General features: G+C 57.9%; 13 protein-coding genes. 7 read left to right on the forward strand and 6 right to left on the reverse strand.

Annotated elements, in window-relative coordinates; translation table 11 throughout:
• Positions 1–141: 141 nt before the first annotated feature.
• From KP705_RS06880 to KP705_RS06900, 5 genes are all read right to left on the reverse strand, one after another.
• Complete coding sequence (locus KP705_RS06880) at positions 142–1062, reverse strand: ABC transporter permease (RefSeq protein WP_046900012.1); 921 nt, start codon at positions 1060–1062, stop codon at positions 142–144.
• Complete coding sequence (locus tag KP705_RS06885; RefSeq protein ID WP_046900013.1) at positions 1059–1934, reverse strand: ABC transporter ATP-binding protein; 876 nt, start codon at positions 1932–1934, stop codon at positions 1059–1061. The genes KP705_RS06880 and KP705_RS06885 overlap by 4 nt, the downstream gene beginning before the upstream one ends.
• On the reverse strand, positions 1931–2290 hold the full coding sequence (locus KP705_RS06890; RefSeq protein ID WP_080951414.1) for a GntR family transcriptional regulator: 360 nt from the start codon (positions 2288–2290) through the stop codon (positions 1931–1933). Before KP705_RS06890 ends, KP705_RS06885 begins: the two co-directional genes overlap by 4 nt.
• Positions 2291–2520: 230 nt before the next feature.
• Complete coding sequence (locus KP705_RS06895; protein ID WP_152659209.1) at positions 2521–2703, reverse strand: hypothetical protein; 183 nt, start codon at positions 2701–2703, stop codon at positions 2521–2523.
• Between the two features lie 362 nt (positions 2704–3065).
• Entirely contained in the window at positions 3066–4406 is a 1341-nt protein-coding gene (locus KP705_RS06900) for an RsmB/NOP family class I SAM-dependent RNA methyltransferase (RefSeq protein WP_046900016.1), read from the reverse strand.
• 21 nt (positions 4407–4427) lie between these two features.
• Between KP705_RS06900 and KP705_RS06905 the strand changes: the two genes are divergently transcribed.
• From KP705_RS06905 to KP705_RS06935, 7 genes are all read left to right on the forward strand, one after another.
• On the forward strand, positions 4428–5162 hold the full coding sequence (locus tag KP705_RS06905) for a YggS family pyridoxal phosphate-dependent enzyme (protein ID WP_046900017.1): 735 nt from the start codon (positions 4428–4430) through the stop codon (positions 5160–5162).
• A 99-nt stretch (positions 5163–5261) separates the two neighbouring features.
• Positions 5262–7289, forward strand: coding sequence for a potassium transporter Kup (locus KP705_RS06910; protein ID WP_046900018.1), 2028 nt, complete (start codon positions 5262–5264; stop codon positions 7287–7289).
• Positions 7286–8437 (forward strand): radical SAM family heme chaperone HemW, encoded by a 1152-nt coding sequence (hemW, locus tag KP705_RS06915; RefSeq protein ID WP_203548352.1) that lies wholly within the window; start codon positions 7286–7288, stop codon positions 8435–8437. The genes KP705_RS06910 and hemW overlap by 4 nt, the downstream gene beginning before the upstream one ends.
• A 35-nt stretch (positions 8438–8472) precedes the next feature.
• Positions 8473–9555 (forward strand): nucleoside hydrolase, encoded by a 1083-nt coding sequence (locus KP705_RS06920; RefSeq protein WP_046900020.1) that lies wholly within the window; start codon positions 8473–8475, stop codon positions 9553–9555.
• 28 nt (positions 9556–9583) lie between these two features.
• Entirely contained in the window at positions 9584–10003 is a 420-nt protein-coding gene (locus KP705_RS06925) for a DUF1489 family protein (RefSeq protein ID WP_046900021.1), read from the forward strand.
• A 108-nt stretch (positions 10004–10111) separates the two neighbouring features.
• Positions 10112–11044 (forward strand): VOC family protein, encoded by a 933-nt coding sequence (locus KP705_RS06930; RefSeq protein WP_252348276.1) that lies wholly within the window; start codon positions 10112–10114, stop codon positions 11042–11044.
• A complete protein-coding gene (locus KP705_RS06935; RefSeq protein WP_215764224.1) occupies positions 11041–11463 on the forward strand; it encodes a hypothetical protein in 423 nt (140 codons plus the stop codon). The genes KP705_RS06930 and KP705_RS06935 overlap by 4 nt, the downstream gene beginning before the upstream one ends.
• An 8-nt stretch (positions 11464–11471) precedes the next feature.
• On the opposite strand, the gene KP705_RS06940 is transcribed toward KP705_RS06935, so the two are convergent.
• Entirely contained in the window at positions 11472–13481 is a 2010-nt protein-coding gene (locus KP705_RS06940; protein ID WP_215764225.1) for an FUSC family protein, read from the reverse strand.

A 13481-nucleotide genomic window follows, 5' to 3' on the forward strand; every position in this document is an offset into this window, starting at 1 on the left:
TTCCAGATACGGGACGAGCCATTGCTCAAGATCCGCTTGCCAGTCTTCTTCCAATACCAGCCTCCGTCAAAGCTGGCTCCCCATGAATCACGCAATCAGCAACATGGGAATCCTAAAAATCTTACTTCTGCCAAAGTAGTGCTAGATAGGCTCTGCCCGGCGACGCAGCCAGACTGTCAGAACGAAGCAGACCGTCGCCAGCAACACACCCCACCAAAGTGAAGGCATCGAAAACAGAGCTAGAAAGTCCAGATGTCCGGTTACGATCTTATCTGTTGGCGTATGCTGTACATCAAACCCATCAGACTGGGTGGCGATGATCTTCATCTGGGCATCGTGGAAGCCAGTCCCGGGAAAATGCAAAAAGCGGTCCCATATGATGCCCGTAATATGGTTCGTACGCAGACCAATGGCTTCCACAATGTAAAGACCCGCCAGTCCCCCTAATACCCAGACCGCAGGAACGGTTCTGACACTGGCTGAGACCAGGAACAGAACGGCATAAATCGGTAACCACCACAGAGTATTCAGCACGATATAGGCAACATCATCGATCATCAGATGACCTACACTGGCTTGTTCTGCCAGACCCACCGGAGAAATTCCGTATGCCTGCGCAGTCGCGACAATAAGAACGATCGTCGCCACCCAGCTTAAAAACAGCGATAAAATAGGGCCGATCGCAAGCACAACACTCGCCTTGGCCGCCACACTTAATCGGTCCGAGACAGGCAGAGACTTCCAGAAAAGCACCGACAGGTCCTTACGTTCATTATAGAACGTACCGAGCGCATAGATGCACCCCACCGTCAGGGCTGCGACATTGGCGATCCCAAACAGCATTTCCGCCGTGATCCTGAACAACAGGGTTGGTGGAACAATTTCTGCCGTCCCTTTTATGACCTTGAGGTGGCTCGTGTGCAGCTTCAAGCAGAGAAGAACCAATGGCAGACAAACCATTACCAAAGGGCCGAGTATCAAAAACCGGTTTCCCCAAAGCTCTCGCCTGACAGACCAGACGTATTGCTTCAGCGTCCACGTCATTTTTCCATATCCGCTCATGCCCCTGCCCCTTTCCTGTTCCCACGGTTCTGTCCCATCAGCACCAGAAACAGATCGGCCAGTCGCGGCTGGCGTGTTTCGCCAAGGGGCGCCAGTTCACTGTGCGGCACACCATCGAAAAGCATGATCGGCTGCCCCATGATGAGCCTTTCACTGATCGGCCCCAGATGTCGGGCAGCGTCCGAAGTCTCCGCTCTGGGTTTCAGTTCCACGAAACGCTGCGCCAGATTTTCCATGCTGTCCTGTAGGGTGATGCGACCATCCCCGATCAGGATCACATCCGTGAGGATATCCTCGATTTCCTCGACCTGATGGGTCGTCACCAGAATGGTGCGGTCATGGTCGAAGTAATCATTAAGAAGCGTGATGTAGAATTCGCGACGATACAGCAGGTCCAGCCCCAGCGTCGGCTCATCAAGTACCAGCAGCTTGGCATCAATAGCCATGACCAGCGCCAGATGAAGCTGCGCGACCATACCCTTGGACAGATCCCGCACGCGGGAACGCTTCTGAATGTCTGTCCGGGAGAGAAAGTGCTCTGCCCGGCTCCGGTCAAACCGTGGGTGAACGCCTTCGACATAGTCCAGAACCTGCCAGACCTTCATCCAGCGCGGCAGCAAAGCCACATCGGCAATAAAGCAGACATCCTGCATCATCGCTTCGCGCTCACGCCAGGGATCACGCCCCAGAACCCTGAGAGAACCTTCATAAGGGACAAGACCAAGAATGGCATTCAGAGCCGTCGTCTTGCCTGCGCCATTAGGCCCGATCAGGCCAACAATCCGGCCTGATGGAATACTGAGGTCAATGCCCAGAACACCTTTGCCGCCGCGATGCACTTTTCGCAGACCCTGTGCTTCAATACAGATCATGCGACATCTCCCTCTTTGAGAAGATCATCCAGGCTGAGACCAAGACGACGGATTGTCCGTAGCGTTTCCGGCCATTGTTCCGTCAGGAATTTCTGACGTTCGCTCTCACCAAGACGCGCCAGTGCACCCTGCGCCACGAACAGTCCAAGACCACGACGCTTCTCGACCAGCCCTTCATCAGAAAGCTGCTGATACGCCTTCATCACGGTCAAAGGATTCACCTGACATTCGGCTGCAACCTGTCGAACCGACGGGATCGCATCACCCTCAGCGACAGCGCCGTCCAGCATCATGCCGACCACCCTGTCCCGGAGTTGCTGATAGATCGGCTGGCTCTCATTCCACGCACCATCCACAACACACCTCCTCAAATCTCTCTGCCCGGGACTCCATTTCGTACGCCTCATTTCCGTTCTAGTGATTTACATAACTATATCACCAAATCGGAAGCAAGGAGATTTCCGCACCGGCCTGCCCGCGACGTATCCAACCGCAGGTCAGGTCCTTTCAGGTTTGGACAAAAATAAAGCGCCATCTCCCAAGAGACGACGCTCTAAAAAACCTCACATCCAGCCATGCTGGCAGATCAGAACATGGCGCGATCTGGAATTGTATTTCCGTACGGTGAAATATTCTCAATTGTCTGAGAAAATTTTTCGTTCTTTTTAGAAGACTCGGAGAATCCACTACCAGAACATGCAGATATCACCAGAAATAATGGAATAAATGCCAGAGAAAATACTGGTTTTACTGCCTTGTTTTTTGTCATTTTCTCGTCCTCTTCTTGTTTTTTTCGGACCATACTCCTTAAAAAAAATATTAGAATTAGATATTTTGGATCATGAAAACATATTTATAAAAAAATTTATAAAAGAACTTGGCGCTACAAAAGCACATCTGCGTTGAAATTATTCTGTTTGTTTTCATGCCTTTAGAGGCAACAAGCGCACTTTGATAAAGACTCAGAAGGCTCTCCATCTACGCATTGAGGTACGATTTCGCGGTAAATACTCGTAGGTTGAGCGAGCAACCTTCGCATGAAAGTATTTTGCATATTATTTCTAAAATATTGGTATTTTCGGAGCGAGCGCAAAAAAAAAGCCTGCCTGAAAATCAGGCAGGCTTTAATTCTTAAACGCGGATTAGTCTGGCGGCAAAGAAGCCGTCCATTCCGCCCCGATCCCACCAGAGACCGGGATGTGTTCGGAAAAATCCTTCCGGAGTCCGGGCAATCGCCATGTCCGCCAGTTCTTCATCCGTGAACGGCACATGCTTCCAGCCCCCGCGTTCAAGCGCGGCTGCGATGCGATCCGGACCCTCTTCATCCTGAAGAGAGCAGACGGCATACATCAGCATGCCACCCGGCTTCAGCATGTCACGCGCTGCGTCAATGAAAGCGTCCTGACCTTCCGCCAATGCCGTGACATCACGCGGGCGTTTGATCCACAGCACATCCGGATGACGGCGGAACGTCCCTGTTGCTGAACACGGCGCATCCAGCAGCACCGCATCAACCGGTGCTTTCGGGCGCCATTTCAACCCATCTGCAACAATCGTCTCAGCGGTTGCGCGCATCCGGGTGATGTTCTCACGCAGGCGAACTGCGCGGGACTCTTCCTTTTCGATGGCCGTGACATCTGCGCCCGCAGCAGAAAGCTGAGCCGTCTTGCCTCCTGGGGCCGCACAAAGGTCAATCACCGTCTTCCCGGCGACATCCCCCATAAGCTTTACAGGCATGGCAGCAGCCACATCCTGTGCCCAGAACTGCCCCTCTTCGAAGCCTTCCATTGTCGCAATCCGTGTCCCAGCCGGATAACGCACAGTCCCCGTCGGCAGGACATCGCCACCTTCAGGAGCCGTTGCCCCCGGGCGCAGGCTCAAATCCAGCGGCGCCTCACGATGCAGCCCGCGGGAAATGGACCGTGCGCGATGGCCCCAGGCGCTCCACAACCACGCCGGAACATCCAGTCTGGCGTCATCGAGCCCTTCCAGAAGATCGCGCCCTTCACGCGCCACACGCCGAAGCACGGCATTCGCCAGCCCGGCGAAAGGCGCCAGACCGCGACGACGCAGCAGGTCAACAATCGTGCCTACCGCTGCATGCGGTGGCGTTTCCAGATGCAACAGCTGCGCCACCCCCAGAAGCAACGCACACCGAACAGGCTCGGGCGGTTCACGGCGCAGCATTGGCTGAAGAATTTCAGTCATGCTCCCCATGTACCGTAGCGTTGTTGCCGCCAGACGATGCGCAGAAGCACGATCCCGCGGGTCCATCGGCCCGGCACGGTCCAGCGTCGTTTCGAGCATACGGCGATGTTCGACCACACCGCAGACAATGTCGAAGGCAAGATCACGTGTCGGATCTGGACTAGGGCGGCGCTCCTGTCCCGGCTTCGGACGGCGTCCTCCCTGGCGGGACGCGGACGGGTTCTTCGGACGGCCGGAGCCGCGAGGGGGCGTATTCTGTGTCATTATCGGGCGTTGATCTCTCGCATGCTGCCGAAATCGCATCTTGCGGCGCCGGACGCAATGGAGTCTTCTGCCGCAATGTCCGATCAGATTGCAGAAAATCTCTCCGCCATCCGTAGTCGCATCATTCAGGCCTGCGAGATATCAGGCCGCCCTGCCACGGATGTGGGCCTCGTTGCCGTTAGCAAATTTCATCCGCAGGATGCCGTGGAAGCGGCCTTGAAGGCCGGTCAGCGCGTCTTTGGTGAGAACCGCGTTCAGGAAGCGGCCTCCAAATTTCCAGCGCTTCGTGAGACCTGGCCAGACCTGCGCCTGCACATCATCGGTGGCCTCCAGACCAACAAGGCCGTAGATGCCTGTCGCATCGCAGATGTGATCGAGACTCTGGATCGCCCCGCCCTTTCTGATGCGCTGGAAAAGGCTGCCGAGAAGACAGGCCGCCTTCCAGAGTTGCTCATTCAGGTCAACACAGGGAACGAGCCACAGAAATCTGGCATCCCCCGCGATGAAGCGGACGCGTTCATCAAGGCCTCAATGCTGCGCTTTGGAGCGAAGGTGCGTGGGTTGATGTGTATCCCGCCAGAAGATGAAGACCCCGCTCCGCATTTCCACTTCCTGACACAGCTTGCACAGCGCCACGGGCTCCCCGTGGTGTCCATGGGCATGTCGGCTGATTTCGAGACAGCCATTGCCGAAGGCGCCACTCTTGTAAGGGTTGGAAGTGCCATTTTTGGTTCCCGCCCCATGACCGGATCCTAACGCGCACCTTGCATCCCTGTAAGAAATCTTGTCATGAGGGGGAATAGACCACGCTTCGACACATCCCTGTGAGGCGATGGTTTCCTGCGATGCCCGTAAATGGAACCACCGATGCCAGAACACGACGGCGATCACGCTTCCCCTCCTTACCCCGGCGCCGGGGTTCCGGTGGACAGCGGCGAAGTCCTTCAGACCATCGAACAGGCGCACAAAGACGGAAACACTTCTGAACTCGGTGACACAGAGGGCTCTGGCGGCCACAAGAAGCCCGGCGGCTTTGGCGCACTTCTGGCTGTTCTGGGTGTCGTGTATGGCGATATCGGAACGAGCCCGCTCTACGCCCTTCAGTCTTCCGTCGGCATTGTAGGTTCTGCCAAGCATCCGGCAGCAGCCTGGGAAGTCATGGGGCTGGCCAGCCTGACGTTCTGGGCGCTCATGCTGATCGTGACTTTCAAATACGTCATCCTCATCATGCGGGCAGACCATGATGGTGAAGGTGGCATCATTGCCCTGATGTCCCTCGCCCAGCGCGTCTGCAAATCCCAGAAATTCCGATGGCTATTCGGTCTCGTCGGCATTGCAGGCACCTGTCTTTTCTTCGGGGACAGCATCATTACGCCGGCCGTGTCGGTGCTTTCTGCCGTTGAAGGCATCGAAATCGCCGTTCCCTCTGCCAGCCATGTCATCATCCCGATCGCGATGGTAGTTCTGGTCGCACTCTTTGCGGCGCAGGCCCTCGGAACGGGCAAAATCGGCAAGGCGTTCGGGCCGATCATGGTGCTCTGGTTCACCGTTCTGGCGATTCTCGGTGTCCGGGGCATTCTGCTTTACCCGCACATTCTGCTGGCGCTTTCGCCCACCTTTGCCCTCGAATTCATTGTCCTGCACGGATACCTGTCGTTTATCGCGCTGGGATCTGTCGTGCTGTCCGTGACGGGTGCCGAGGCACTTTATGCTGACATGGGCCATTTTGGCCGCGCCCCCATCCGCAAAGCATGGCTGTTTTTCGTTCTGCCATCCCTCACCCTGAACTATTTCGGCCAGGCGGCTTTGCTGATCCATGATCCGGCAACACTGGCCAACCCGTTCTATCATCTCGGGCCACACTGGGCGCAGATCCCGCTTCTGATCCTTGCCACCTTCGCGACCGTCATTGCGTCTCAGGCCGGGATTTCGGGAAGTTTCTCGCTTTGCCGCCAGCTCATTCAGCTCGGTTACCTGCCCCGTACCCGCATTGTGCACACCAATGCCTCAGAAGAGGCACAGATCTACCTGCCATCTTTGAACTGGATCCTCGGTTTCGGCGCACTGGTACTGGTTCTGTCCTTCCGGTCCTCCGCTGCACTGGCCGCCGCATACGGCATCGCAGTGACCGGTACGTTCCTGTGCACCTGCGTTCTGGCAATGGTCGTGTTCCGCCGCACCTTCAAGTGGAGTGCCGCTGCCGTCGGCGCTGTGTTCGGTCTGTTCTTTGTCGTGGATGCGGTGTTCTTCTCCGCCAACGTCCTGAAGATCCCGGATGGCGGCTGGGTCCCACTCGCCATCGGTATTATCAGCACCATCGTCATGACCACCTGGAAGCGCGGACGTGGCCTGATTGCTGCCAAGCAGCAGGCTGACTCCATGCCCATGGCCTCGTTTCTGGCCCGTCTGCCACAGTCCCGGACCATCCGCGTTCCGGGTCTTGCGGTCTTCCTGACAGCCAATCCGGATGTGGTCCCGAACTCGCTGCTGCATAATCTGAAGCACAACAAGGTCCTGCATGAGCACGTCATGTTCGTGACCGTGCAGAACCTTGATCAGCCAGAGGCTGAGCGTGGCCACCGCACGATCGTTCAGGAACTGGCCCCGAACATCAATCGCGTGATCGTCCGGTACGGCTTCATGGAAATGCCAAACCTGCCGCGTGCGCTCATGGAGCTGAAGGCACTTGGTGTGGCGTTTGATGCCATTCAGGCCTCGTATTTTACGTCCCATGAGCTCGTCGTTCGCTCCCGCGTTCCCAAGATGCAGCTCTGGCGGATGTGGCTGTTCCTGCTTCTCCTGCGTAATGCTGCCTCGACCACGGAATTCTTCCGTATCCCGCCTGATCGCGTGGTGGAGTTTGGCGTCCGGATTGCAATTTGACCGAACCTCTTTCTCTCTACATTCACTGGCCATTCTGTCTGGCGAAGTGCCCTTACTGCGACTTTAATTCCCACGTCCGGGATGAAATTCCGCAGAAGCGCTTCGCCGCAGCCTTGCGTCGTGAACTGGCGCATGACGCGGCCCGTCTTGGCCGCCGGCCACTCCGCTCCATTTTCTTCGGCGGCGGCACACCGTCCCTGATGGCTCCGGAAACGGTCGCAGCTCTTATCGAAGATGCGCATCAGCTTTTTGATGCCGAGCCGGATCTGGAAATTACGCTCGAAGCAAATCCGACCAGCGTCGAAGCCGGAAAATTTGCCGCTTTCCGTCAGGCAGGCGTAAACCGCGTCTCGCTCGGCGTGCAAAGCCTTCGCGACGACGCCCTGAAAATGCTCGGTCGGGAACACTCTTCAGGACAGGCTATTCGTGCACTCGAAATTGCACGCACGCTGTTTCCGCGTATTTCGTTTGATCTGATCTACGCCCGCCCCGGCCAGAGCGATGCTGATTGGCAAAATGAATTGTCTACCGCGTTGGATCTGGTGGCAGACCATCTGTCGCTCTATCAGCTCACAATTGAGCCCGGCACGAAGTTCGAAGCCCTGCACCGGCGTGGAGAACTGACGCTCCCGGATGCCGAAGACGCTGCGCGCCTTTATGACCTCACCGGTGATACGGCCGCAAAGCATGGCCTCCTCCCCTATGAAGTTTCCAACTATGCGCGACCCGGCGCGGAAAGCCGCCACAACCTGACGTACTGGCGCTACGCCGATTATATCGGCATCGGCCCCGGCGCGCATGGTCGCCTGACTTTGGATGGAGAGCTTTACGCAACCCGTCGTCACCGCGCGCCCGAACCCTGGGCGGACCGCGTTGAAAGAACGGGTTCTGGCAGTACGGACGAAACCCTTCTGTCTGCGGAAGAACGTGGCCGGGAAGCGCTTCTGATGGGGCTGCGTTTGTCTGAAGGCATCAATGAAGCCAGATTTGCCGAACGCACTGGGAGACCGATGGAAGAGTGCGTCGATACGTTCATGCTTGAGGCTTGTCTGGAAGAAAACTACCTCACCCGTGACGGCGGAATTCTAAAGGCAACGGGCGAAGGAAGACTTCGTCTTGAAGCATTACTGGCAAGATTGGTCACATGAAGGCATGATCGGGCGTTAATTAACAGGACGAGACCATGCGCCGATCCATTCTCTCTGCCCTCCTTGCTGCCTGCGCTCTGACCGGCATTGCGTCCGCTGCCCCTGTGGCTCCGGGATATTATATTCAAGATAACGACTATCTCGGCCCAGGCGGCTCAGATATCCAGTCCGTCATCCCGCTGCTCAACCGCGAAAACGTCAATCTTCTGGCTCTGACCGTGACGATCGGAGACGACTGGGAGAACGCTGAATCCGCGCATCTCCGTCGCTTCCTAGAAATTGCAAAGCAGACTCAGGTTCCCGTAGCGGATGGCGCTACCATGCCACTCGTCAACACCGTGGCGGCAACGAAGCTTCGTGAGAAGCAGTACGGCACCATTCCCTGGAAGGGCGCATGGGGTGGTCTGGGCTCCATTGACCACACTCCAGAAACACAGCCCGCACTCGGCAAGATGGCCGAAGGCACGCCACATATGGCTGTCGATCCGCTCCCCGCGGCGATGGTGCTGATCAAGGCCGTTCATGATCACCCGCATCAGGTCACGATCATCGCGGCAGGTCCTTTGACCAACCTTGCCCTTGCCATCCGTCTGGACCCCACCTTTGCCGCTACGGCCAAGCAGCTTGTCTTCATGGGTGGCCTGCTGGACTCCAGCATGATGTCCATCACAGGCAATGCGGACTTTGCCTCAGACTTCAACATGATCGGCGATCCGGAAGCAGCCCACATCACACTGACCGCGCCGTGGGCTGCCATCACATGCGTCGGCAATGTCTCCAACGACATCATGATGACGCATGAGCTGATGAACCGCATCGCGGAGAAGAAAACGCCGGTCACGGAGTATCTTCAGAAGTTCTACGGCCCGCTTCCGCTGTGGGATGAACTGACTTCTGCAATTGCTGTAGAGCCAGATCTGGTTACGAAGTCTGTCGATGCCTATATGGACATCAATACGGCACCCGGCATGGATTACGGACATGCGCATGTCTGGCCGGACGCGACTGCACCCAAGGGCATGGGCCTTCGTAAGGTGAAAATCGTCCAGTCCGTGGATACGAAGCGCTTTATCAACGAGTTCGTCGCCCAGGCTCAGAATGCCATGGGAACGCACTGACACCAGACTTTCCGGAAGGGCACCCGACATGCTGAACATCATCAAGCTGGCCGTCGGTTGCCCGACCATCGAGGTGCTGCGTGAGCGCATGCAGCACCCGCGTGTGAACGGTCATGGCGCCGTCCCCACGCGAACAATGCCCAAACGTGCAGCCGAAGTTCTGGACGGCGGCTCTCTTTACCGCGTGATGGACGGCATGATTCTATGCCGTCAGCCCATCATAGGGCTTGAGGCCTGCCGTCGCCCGGATGGGACGGAAGGAACGCTGATTGTAGTCTCAGACGACATCATTCCTGTTCAGCCCCGCACCATGCGCCCCTTTCAGGGATGGCGATATCTGGATCCGAAAGATGCGCCCCCTGATCTCGGCCAGTCGGCAGGCAGTGATGGGGTTGCTGATCTTCCGCCTCAACTCCGCAGAGAACTGGCGGAACTCGCTTTAATCTGAAAACGCTCTCTCAAAAGGGCCGATATGGAACAATACAGTCATTCAAGCGTTCAGCCTGAACGCCGAGACTGCATTGCAGGCTCTCTCCTGCCCTGAAGGAGATTTTCCTTGCCTCCGTTCCATTCAATTCCTCGCAAAAGACTGCGTCACGCGTCCCTGTTCCTGGCCGGAAGTCTGTGCCTGGGTGCGGCTCCTGCGCTTCAGGCCGCTGATGCACCTGCGACCGCCAGTGCCCCGTCAAAGGCGCAACTCCTGCCAGGCAAAATTGTGTATGCCCAACTCACAACGCCAGACCTCAAAAGCGCCAAGGCTTTTTACGGGTCGCTTCTGGGTTGGACCTTTCAGGACGTTCCCGTCTCAAAAGGGCAATATGCACAGGCGTTGGTGAACGGAGCGCCAGTCGCAGGCCTGGTCGAGCTTCCACGCATGGCACATCATGGGGACCCGCTTTGGCTCCCGTTCATTTCCGTGTCAGACGTAAAAGCAGCCGCAGAAGCAACGAAAATCTGGGGCGGCCATATTCTCTTCAAACCTCAAATGGTTGAAGGACGGGGCCACGAGACTGTCCTGGCAGATCCGCAAGGAGGCCTGTTCGCCGCACTGCATTCCAGCGCAGGTGATGAGCCGGATGTTGAGACGCCACCCGCTCAGGGAACATGGATCTGGAGCGCCCTGCTGACGAACAATCCCTACGCAGCGGCCGGATTTTACCAGAAGCTGTTTGGTTATACGGTCGAAGCAGTCCAGGACGCCAAGCGTGGCACGGCTTATTTGCTGGAATCCCAATCCTTCGCGCGCGCTACAATTAATCCGCTCCCCACTCGCCTCCCTGAAGGGGCGCATGCACGCTGGATGAACTTCGTGCAGGTGGACAGCGTGGATGCTGTGGCCCAGAAAGCCGTGACGCTTGGCGGGACAATTCTCGTACAGCCGCATCCAGACCGGCAAAACACCACCATTGCCATTGTCGCCGACCCTGCAGGCGCGGCCTTCGGGCTGATGGAGTGGCATGACCCCAACGCATCGGGGGACGCAAAATGATCAGACGTTTATCTCGCACACTGGCCCTCATGGGCGCCTTTTCCCTCGTCCCACTTCTGTCAGGCTGCGTCGGTTATGACGGCTACGACGGATATTATGGCGGGGGTGGCTACGGCGGCAGCTACTACAACACTGGCTGGGGCGGCGGTGGCTGGGGCGGCTGGGGACCGGGCTACGCTGTCGGACCGGCCGGAGGCGGCCGCTGGAGAGGTGGATACCGCGGTGGTGGCCGCCCTGGGGGTGGCTCACCACTAGGCAGACCCGGAGGGGGCGGTCGGCCAGGCGGAGGCTTCTCTGGTGGTGGCCGTCCCGGCGGCGGTGGCTTCCATGGCGGAGGTCCGGGCGGCGGAGGAGGCCCTGGAGGGGGCGGACATGGTGGGGGCGGTCACGGTGGCCCCGGTGGGGGTGGACGCCACTGACGCCCCCTTCAGGGGCCGGAGAGAACCGGTCCCTGAGCTTCTTCGCTGGCAGCGGGTCGATCAGAACGCTTCAGTGCCGCAATGCTCGACATAATCTCACCACTCTCAAGCTGCCCCGCAATTTCCGCGAGTGGCTCTCTTGCTTCAAGAGCTTCGGCCTTTTCCTTCCAGAACTGGCCGGTCTGAGGATCAGGCGCACACAGCCCGGCAGCCATATCAAACCGAAGCAGCGTGACTTCTCCGCTCAGGCTTCTGAGCGCGCGTAACAAGGCATGCATGCGCTCCGCCCCCGGCCCCACACCAGAAAGCCCACCAAGAAGCGGAAGCGAGCCACGGGCAAACTCCGCCCGTGTGGTGTCAATCCCTGCCTGACGCTGCGTGCGATCAGTAGAAACCGTATCATTGCCATTCAGCACGGCGGACAGATAACGGATGTTTCCCACAATCGCGGCGCGCAATAGACCGTCCATGTCCTGCGTCTGCCGTTGGGGAAAAAGTGCAAAAGCGCAGCCAAGGCCAATTAGGCTACCAAGCGTATTATCCAGAATACGGAGCCATGCGACACCGTCAGACGGCATCGTCATTTCCGTGACGATAATGAAATGTGCGCTCAGGAACAGAACCAGAAGCGTATAGTTGACCGCGCGCATAGCAATCGCGCCAATCACGAACAACGCAAGCGCGACCATCATTTCGGACGGCCCCGGCAGGAACGGCGTTGCCAAAAGTGCCAGAACACCCCCGCCGATTGTTCCCAGAACGCGTTCCAGAGCTCGCACCAGGGTTGTCTGGCCGGAGGGCTGGATAACAAGCAATACGGCCACAAGAGCCCAGAAGCCATAGCTCAGGCCAAGCCACTGCGTTGCCAGATAGGTCCCCAGAAGACCAACGACCATGCGGAGGGCATGACGCCAGATCACAGGCGTCAGCCGGGCAACGTGCTTGGGCGCATCAGCATCAAAAGGGAGTCGGGCTTTCTCAGCCAGACCGTCCGCGAGCGTGCCAAGCGTCCGTGCACTGGTCGCCACCAACTCTCCGATCGTGCCAGACCGCACACGAATACGATCAGCTAAACCGAGCGCCTCCCCGGAAAGACGCTTTAAGTCCGGATTGGGCGACAAAGCAGCCTCACTGGCATGCTGACAAAGCGCCGAAAATGCTGCGAGTGTTCCCCGTGCTTCAAAATCCAGTCCGCGCGTTTCAACAAGATGCTCAACAGCGAGCATCGCCGTGAAAAGACGTTCTGCGCCGGCAAGAGAGGCAATCAGGCGACCACGCATACTGTAACTGGCATGGCCTGCATCAATCTGAAGGGCAACACCCCTCGCGCGCTCAATGGCCGTGCGGATCGTCTGGCGGTGAACCGTCTCCTGAAGACGACCTGCGGCCAATTCTCCGGCCATCACGGCAAGAAGCTGATAGCAGCCCCCAACAGCCCGCCGTGCAGGCGCATAGGGATGCTGCGGCCACAGGATCAGGCACAGCACGATCGCCCATGTGCCACCGCCACCGAAGGCGAGCGCAATCGTCAGGGCGTCGTTGAATGAATGCGCCGGAAACCCGATCCCGGCGAGCATGACGCAGCCCAGCAACGCGCACAGGAGCGCCATGCTGGGGACTAAGGCACGCGCCAGCCCCGCGAACAGACCTGTCACGATCAACCAGGGAATGACACCCCAATATGGGAATGTCGCAATCAGGGACGTCACACCGCCTAGTACCGCACCCGCAACCGTGAAGATGCCGAGGATGCGCAACTGCTCACGCGGTGTGCCACCGGGTTCAATCAGGCAGCACCAGAATGCTGCAAAGGCAGCCCAGGCAAAAACAGCCTGATGAAAATAAAGAGCAGGAAGAAGGGCAACAACTGTTGCAAGGGCCGCCCGAACACCCTCAGCAGGAGCAAGTTGCTCCGGGCTGAGGGGAACGGAATGACGGGCCAGAAACTGTGACAGGAAAGTCAGATGACGGGTGCGGTTCAATGAAGCCTGTCGCGCCAGTGGATCACGCACCGTCAT

It is taken from the genome of Gluconobacter sp. P1D12_c (genome assembly GCF_018812105.1).
In the GTDB taxonomy this organism is placed as follows: Bacteria; Pseudomonadota; Alphaproteobacteria; order Acetobacterales; family Acetobacteraceae; genus Gluconobacter; species Gluconobacter oxydans_A.

Bases quoted from the DNA above. Each gene is read 5' to 3' on its own strand.
- KP705_RS06880 (WP_046900012.1), bottom strand. From the start codon at position 1,062: ATGAGCGGATATGGAAAAATGACGTGGACGCTGAAGCAATACGTCTGG.
- KP705_RS06885 (WP_046900013.1), bottom strand. From the start codon at position 1,934: ATGATCTGTATTGAAGCACAGGGTCTGCGAAAAGTGCATCGCGGCGGC.
- KP705_RS06895 (WP_152659209.1), bottom strand. From the start codon at position 2,703: ATGACAAAAAACAAGGCAGTAAAACCAGTATTTTCTCTGGCATTTATT.
- KP705_RS06900 (WP_046900016.1), bottom strand. From the start codon at position 4,406: ATGACACAGAATACGCCCCCTCGCGGCTCCGGCCGTCCGAAGAACCCG.
- KP705_RS06905 (WP_046900017.1), top strand. From the start codon at position 4,428: ATGCTGCCGAAATCGCATCTTGCGGCGCCGGACGCAATGGAGTCTTCT.
- KP705_RS06910 (WP_046900018.1), top strand. From the start codon at position 5,262: ATGGAACCACCGATGCCAGAACACGACGGCGATCACGCTTCCCCTCCT.
- KP705_RS06920 (WP_046900020.1), top strand. From the start codon at position 8,473: ATGCGCCGATCCATTCTCTCTGCCCTCCTTGCTGCCTGCGCTCTGACC.
- KP705_RS06925 (WP_046900021.1), top strand. From the start codon at position 9,584: ATGCTGAACATCATCAAGCTGGCCGTCGGTTGCCCGACCATCGAGGTG.
- KP705_RS06935 (WP_215764224.1), top strand. From the start codon at position 11,041: ATGATCAGACGTTTATCTCGCACACTGGCCCTCATGGGCGCCTTTTCC.
- KP705_RS06940 (WP_215764225.1), bottom strand. From the start codon at position 13,481: ATGACGGTGCGTGATCCACTGGCGCGACAGGCTTCATTGAACCGCACC.